Annotated in this window: 5 protein-coding genes; 3 read left to right on the top strand and 2 right to left on the bottom strand. The window is 71.6% G+C overall.

Features of this window, described 5'->3' with window-relative positions; translation table 11 throughout:
• Both JWR81_RS14735 and JWR81_RS14730 read right to left on the bottom strand, forming a co-directional pair.
• On the bottom strand, window positions 1-84 hold an 84-nt coding region (locus JWR81_RS14735), incomplete at its 3' end, for a peptide-methionine (S)-S-oxide reductase (RefSeq protein ID WP_297651744.1).
• Window positions 85-361: 277 nt separating this feature from the next.
• Window positions 362-817, bottom strand: a complete 456-nt coding sequence (locus tag JWR81_RS14730; protein ID WP_297651741.1) for a hypothetical protein — start codon at window positions 815-817, stop codon at window positions 362-364.
• 176 nt (window positions 818-993) lie between these two features.
• Here JWR81_RS14730 and fdh point away from each other — a divergent pair, with 176 nt between their 5' ends.
• The 3 genes from fdh to nrfD form a co-directional block, all read left to right on the top strand.
• Window positions 994-4,209: a formate dehydrogenase gene (fdh, locus tag JWR81_RS14725; protein WP_297651738.1), complete on the top strand. Its 3,216-nt coding sequence runs from the start codon at window positions 994-996 to the stop codon at window positions 4,207-4,209.
• Window positions 4,209-5,132 carry a 4Fe-4S dicluster domain-containing protein gene (locus JWR81_RS14720; RefSeq protein ID WP_297651735.1) on the top strand — a complete coding sequence of 308 codons (924 nt, stop codon included), beginning with the start codon at window positions 4,209-4,211 and terminating at the stop codon, window positions 5,130-5,132. Before fdh ends, JWR81_RS14720 begins: the two co-directional genes overlap by 1 nt.
• Window positions 5,129-5,902: NrfD/PsrC family molybdoenzyme membrane anchor subunit (gene nrfD / locus JWR81_RS14715; protein WP_297651732.1), on the top strand; the 774-nt coding region annotated here is incomplete at its 3' end. The genes JWR81_RS14720 and nrfD, both read left to right, overlap by 4 nt.

The following is a 5,902-nucleotide window of genomic DNA, read 5'->3' as shown; positions in this document are numbered from 1 at the left end:
CGAGATCACCCCTGGACGCTTCCTCAGCAGCTCCTGCGCACCCCAGAAGCAGCCACCGGCGAGGATCGCCTTCTCCGTTGCCATCGTGAGACCTCCACACTGTCGAACAGCCGCGCCCGTACCGGGCACTCCCCGGGCAACGCCCCGGTCACACCCCATGTTCCACCATCCGGGCGGCGGACGTCGGCCGGCTGATCCCGCCCGACGACCACCGTCGCCCGGAGATAGTCACCGGGCGCCGCGCGCACACACCCCACGACCGCGGTGAGCGACGTCGGCTCTCCGGCTCGGCGTTGCTCGATGTGCCGGATCGGAGCGTCACAGAACGGGTCCCGGCACGTACCGGCGTCACGGATCCCGATCAACGAGGGTGTGACGGCGTGGCCGCGTGGCCTTCCCGGCCGCGCGAGCGCCTGCGCTCCTTCATCTCGCCTTCGAACACGTGCCGCCGCCCGTCCATCGTCGCGTCGCGCACGGTGCGCTCCACCTCGCGGAAGGCCGTGTAGTAGCCGTCGTCGAACTCCTCGACGACCTGGAACGTCCAGCGCCCCTCGATCACGTTGCGGCCGATCAGCTCGTCGCGCACGCGGTCGGCCAGATCGCCGTGCCCGGTCTTCCGCAGGCCGTCGACGACGTCGTCGAGCATCGCGTCGGCCCCGCCCGTCAGCTGGTGGAACTCGTAGAGCGCGCCGCGGGCACGCTCGACCTTCTCCAGCGCCTCCGACAGCGTCCCGGTGGCGGCCACGAGCGCGTCGCTCGCCCCGTCGGGACGGGTGTGCGCGCGGTCCACCGACGGGGTCGCGTCCGCTGTGCTCATCGGCGCGCCTCGGTGTCGTCCCAGTGCTCGGTGTCGTCCCGGTGCTCTGCGTCGCCCCAGTGCTCTGCGTCGTCGATGTGGTCGTCCGGCATGGCCGTGAACTACCCCTTCGGTGCATCCGCGACACCATCGGTAGATCGGGGGTTGAACGGCGACCGGACCGGGAAGAAGCTTCCGTGGGAGCGCGCACCTGGATCGAGAGCTGGCCCGTCGTCCGTCAGCTGACGGGCAATGACCCGCTCGGACGCGGCACATCGTCCCGGCACGACGGGGGGATGGTCGACAAGCGGGCCCGGACGCAGGACGCCGACAGCGTCACCAAGTCGGTCTGCCCGTTCTGCGCGGTCGGCTGCGGGCAGCAGATCTTCTCGAAGGACGGGAAGGTCACCCACGTCGAGGGCGACCCGGACTCCCCGATCAGCCGCGGGAAGCTGTGCCCCAAGGGCTCCTCGACGCTGTCGCTGCTGACCGCCCCCACACGGCAGACGCAGGTGCGCTATCGGCGCCCCCACGGCACCGAGTGGGAGGACCTCGACCTCGACACGGCCGTCGACATGATCGTCGACCGGGTACTGGCCACCCGGGAGAACACCTGGCAGGACGTGGACGACCGGGGCCGGCACCTGCGCCGGACCATGGGGATAGCGAGCCTCGGAGGGGCGACCCTCGACAACGAGGAGAACTACCTCATGAAGAAGCTCTACTCCGCCATGGGCGCGATCCAGATCGAGAACCAGGCCCGTATTTGACACAGCTCCACCGTTCCCGGTCTGGGAACCTCGTTCGGTCGCGGCGGCGCCACCAACTACCAGCAGGACCTGGTCAACTCCGACTGCATCGTGATCCAGGGCTCGAACATGGCCGAGGCGCACCCGGTCGGCTTCCAGTGGGTGATGGAGGCCAAGAAGCGCGGTGCCACGGTGATCCACGTCGACCCGCGGTTCACCCGCACCTCGGCGGTGGCGGACCTGCACGTGCCGATCCGGGCGGGCACCGACATCGCGTTCCTCGGCGGGCTGATCCACCACGTGCTGGAGACCGGCGCCTACTTCGAGGACTACGTGCGCGCCTACACCAACGCGCCGATGATCCTCAATGAGGACTTCCGCGACACCGAGGACCTGGACGGCCTGTTCTCCGGCTTCGACCCGGAGACGGGCACCTACGACGTGAGCTCATGGGAGTACGAGGACGACGACATCGGGGCCGCGGTGGGCCCGCGCGACGACCGACCGGTTGCCGAGCACGAGCGCGGGCAGATCGCCGGTTCCGGCGGCGCCCCGATCGCCGCCGAGCCCCGCCGCGACGACACGCTGCAGGACCCGCGCTGCGTGTTCCAGGTGCTCAGACGCCACTTCTCCCGCTACACCCCGGAGATGGTGCACGAGGTCTGCGGGATCGAGCCGGAGACGTTCACCCAGGTCGCCGACGCGCTGACGCGCAACTCGGGCCGCGAGCGGACCAGCGCGTTCTGCTACGCCGTCGGGTGGACGCACCACACGGTGGGCGCGCAGTACATCCGCGCGGCGTCGATCCTGCAGATGCTGCTGGGCAACATCGGACGTCCCGGCGGGGGCATCCTCGCTCTGCGCGGCCACGCCAGCATCCAGGGCTCCACCGACATCCCGACGCTGTTCGACATGCTGCCGGGCTACATTCCCATGCCGCACGCGCACCGCGAGCAGGACCTGGAGACCTACATCGCCGCCAACACGGGCGACAAGGGCTTCTGGGGCGACATGGACGCCTACGTCGTCAGCCTGCTGAAGGCCTGGTTCGGCGACGCGGCCACGCGGGAGAACGACTACTGCTTCGACCACCTGCCGCGCCTCACCGGCGACCACTCCAGCTTCGAGACGGTGATGGCGCAAGCCGAGGGCAAGGTGCCCGGCTACTTCGTGATCGGCGAGAACCCGGCCGTCGGCACCGCCAACTCCCGCCAGCAGCGCCAGGGGCTGGCGAAGCTGGAGTGGCTCGTCGTCCGCGATCTGAACATGATCGAGACGGCCACGTTCTGGAAGGACGGGCCCGAGATCGAGACCGGCGAGATGCGCACCGAGGACATCGGCACCGAGGTGTTCTTCCTGCCCGCCGCCGCCCACAGCGAGAAGGACGGCACGTTCACCAACACCCAGCGGCTGCTGCAGTGGCACCACAAGGCCGTCGAGCCGCCGGGTGACTGCCGCAGCGACCTGTGGTTCTACTACGAGATCGGCAAGCGGATCAAGGCGCGCGTCGCCGGCTCGACAGACCCCAAGGACCGGCCGCTGCAGGACCTGACCTGGGACTACCCCGTCGACGACACCGGCGAGCCCAGCGCGGACGCGGTGCTGCACGAGATCAACGGCGCCGACTCCGACGGGAAGGCGCTGAGCGGCTACACCGAGCTCAGGAACGACGGATCCACCTCGTGCGGCTGCTGGATCTACTCCGGCGTGTACGCCGAGGAGGTCAACCAGTCCATGCGCCGCAAGCCGGGCGCGGAGCAGGATCTGATCGCGGCCGAGTGGGGCTGGGCGTGGCCCGCGAACCGGCGCGTCCTCTACAACCGCGCCTCCGCCGCCCCCGACGGGAAGCCGTGGAGCGAGCGCAAGAAGCTCGTCTGGTGGGACGCCGAAAAGGAGAAGTGGACCGGCGCGGACATCGCGGACTTCCCCGCCACCACCGCTCCGGACTACCGACCGCCCGAGGGCGCCCACGCAGCCGAGGCCATCGGCGGGAACGAGCCGTTCATCATGCAGGCCGACGGCCGCGCCTGGCTGCACGCCCCCGCGGGGCTCGTCGACGGGCCGATGCCCACGCACTACGAGCCGCAGGAGTCGCCGGTGCCCAACGCGCTCCACCCCCGGCAGCGCGCCAACCCCGCCCGGCAGGAGTTCCACCGGCCGGAGAACCGGTACCACCCCGAACCCGGGGCGCCCGGCGCGGACGTCTTCCCCTTCGTGTTCACCACGTTCCGCGTCACCGAGCACCACACCGCGGGCGGCATGAGCCGGTGGACGCCGCACCTCAACGAGCTGATGCCGGAGATGTTCCTGGAGGTCTCCCCCGAACTGGCCGCGCTGCGCGGGCTGGAGAACGGGCAGTGGTGCCACGTGGTCACGGCGCGGTCGGCGATCGAGGGCAAGGCCCTGGTCACCGAGCGGGCGAAGCCGCTGCGGCTGGGTGGCACGACCGTGCACCAGATCGGCGTGCCCTGGCACTGGGGCTCCAACGGCCTGTCCACCGGCGACGCCGCCAACGAGCTGCTGTCGGTGGCCCTCGACCCGAACGTCCACATCATGGAGACCAAGGCCGCCACCTGCGACATCCGGCCGGGCCGCCGCCCGCACGGATCGGACCTGGTCACCTTCCTCGCGGACTACCGCCGGCGCGCCGGCCTGGAGAGCTGATGGACAACTCCCTGTACGGCCCGCTGGACGATCCCTCCGGCAACGCGGGCTACCCCGACGGCCACCCGCCGCGCGTCGGGTTCTTCACCGACACCAGTGTCTGCATCGGCTGCAAGGCGTGCGAGGTGGCGTGCAAGGAGTGGAACGCACTGCCCGCCGACGGCGCCCACCACGACCAGCCGGACCTGCTCGACCTCACCGCCATGTCCTACGACAACACCGGTGGCCTCGGCGCGAGCACCTACCGGCACGTGGCGTTCATCGAGCAGACGGTGCCGGCTCGCCGGTCGGCCACCGTCGACCTCGGGATGCCCGCCCCGGCCCTGCCCGGCAGCGGCTCCGAGGGCGACGCCACGGACGTCCGCTGGCTCATGGCGTCGGACGTCTGCAAGCACTGCACGCACGCCGCGTGCCTCGACGTCTGCCCCACCGGGGCGCTGATCCGCACCGAGCACGGCACCGTCCTGGTGCAGGACGACGTCTGCAACGGCTGCGGCTACTGCATCCCCGCCTGCCCGTACGGCGTGATCGACCAGCGCAAGGGGGACGGCGGCGCGTTCAAGTGCACGATGTGCCAGGACCGTCTCGGCGCGGGCCTCCAGCCCGCGTGCGCCACGGCCTGCCCGACCGAGTCGATCCAGTTCGGCCCGCTCGACGAGCTGCGCGAGCGCGCCGCGGCCCGCGTCGAGACGCTGCGCGAGCGCGGGGTGCCCGAGGCACGGCTCTACGGCCACGACCCGGACGACGGCGTCGGCGGCGACGGCGCGTTCTTCCTGCTGCTCGACGAGCCCGAGGTCTACGGGCTGCCGCCGGACCCGGTGGTCACCACGCGCGACCTGCCGTCGATGTGGAAGCACGCGGCGGCGGCCGCGCTGACCGTCGCGGCGACCGTGGCGGCTTCGTTCCTCGGAGGGCGGCGATGACGGCACCGAAGACCCGCGGGCGCCGCAGGGGTGGTCGAGGCGAGCACCTGATGGTGCCCGACGCCGAGTTCACCTCCTACTACGGTCGCCCGATCATCAAGAGTCCGACGTGGAAGGTGCCCGACGTCCCGCTCTACCTGTACCTGGGCGGTGCCGCAGGCGTCTCGGCCTCGCTGGCCGCGCTGGCCGACGCCACGGGACGGCCCGGGCTGCGCCGGGTCGGGCGGTTCGCCTCCCTCGGCGGGGCGCTGGTCAGCGTCGGTGCGCTGATCCACGACCTCGGCCGCCCGAAGCGCTTCCTCAACATGCTGCGCGTGATCAAGCCGACCTCACCCCTCTCGGTGGGCTCGTGGATCCTCTCCCCCTTCGGGACGCTGTCCGGGCTGGCCGCCGCGTCGGAGCTGACGGGCATCGTGCCCGGGATCGGACGCCTGGCCGGGTTCGGGGCCGGTGCGGTCGGGCCGGCGATGACCACCTACACCGCCGTCCTGCTCGCCGACACCGCCGTGCCCGCCTGGCACGAGGGCCACCAGGAGCTGCCGTTCGTGTTCGCGGGCAGCGCGATGGCCGCCGGTGGCGGCATGGGCCTGCTCGCGGCGGGCGACGTGCGCCCGGCCCGGCGCGTCGCGGTCGCGGGTGCGGTGCTGGAGCTGGCAGCCACGGCGCTGCTGGAACGCCGCGTCGGGTACGCGAGGAAGGCCTACACGCAGGGGCGGCCCGGCACGCTGCTGCGCGCGGCCCGGGTTGCGACGGTCGCGGGCGCGGTGGGC

The organism is Pseudonocardia sp. (genome assembly GCF_025965585.1).
Classification (GTDB): domain Bacteria; phylum Actinomycetota; class Actinomycetes; order Mycobacteriales; family Pseudonocardiaceae; genus Pseudonocardia.
The sequence above is the reverse complement of the archived record's forward strand: the minus strand, read 5'-3'. Positions and strand labels throughout refer to the sequence as shown.